Here is a 595-nt window from a genome sequence, read left to right as displayed (position 1 = left end):
CAGGTCGTCACCGAGGACGGGACCCTGGTCGCGGTCAGCGAGCACCTGGAGCGGATCAGCGGGACGGGGACGGACGCGGTGCGCCCGGCGAGCCCTCCGGCCGCCGCACCGAGCGGCGACGGGGATGGGGATGAAGACGGAGAAAGGGACTCAGACGCGGAGGACGACGCCTCCGCCGGGGCCGCCGGGCTGCGGCCCGGTGAGATCGCCGAGGACCCCTCCTACAGCGACGGGTCCGCCACCGTGGACGGCGAGAGCGCCGACTACCGCTTCGCCGCCGTCGAGGTCGAGACGGAGGACCGCGGCACGCTCACCGTGTACGCGGGCGCGCCCCTGTCCACCGAGCGCACCGCGGTCCGTACCGCGCTCACCGTCATGCTGATCGGCTTTCCGCTCGTGCTGGCCGTCGTCGCCGGCGTGACCTGGCTGATGACCCGGCGGGCACTGCGCCCGGTCGAGGGCATCCGGCGTGAGATGGCCGCGATCACCGCCTCCGCCGACCTCGCCCGCCGGGTGCCCGAGCCGGACAGCCACGACGAGGTCGCCCGGCTCGCCCGCACCACGAACGAGACGCTGGCCGCGCTGGAGGCGGCCG

Annotated in this window: 1 pseudogene; it reads left to right on the top strand. The window is 75.3% G+C overall.

Annotation, left to right across the window (positions count from 1 at the left end):
- Positions 1–595: pseudogene (locus BZL64_RS37395) on the top strand (HAMP domain-containing protein); the annotation flags it as partial.

Source organism: Streptomyces bobili, from assembly GCF_002154575.1.
GTDB lineage: Bacteria > Actinomycetota > Actinomycetes > Streptomycetales > Streptomycetaceae > Streptomyces > Streptomyces bobili.
The sequence above is the reverse complement of the archived record's forward strand: the minus strand, read 5'-3'. Positions and strand labels throughout refer to the sequence as shown.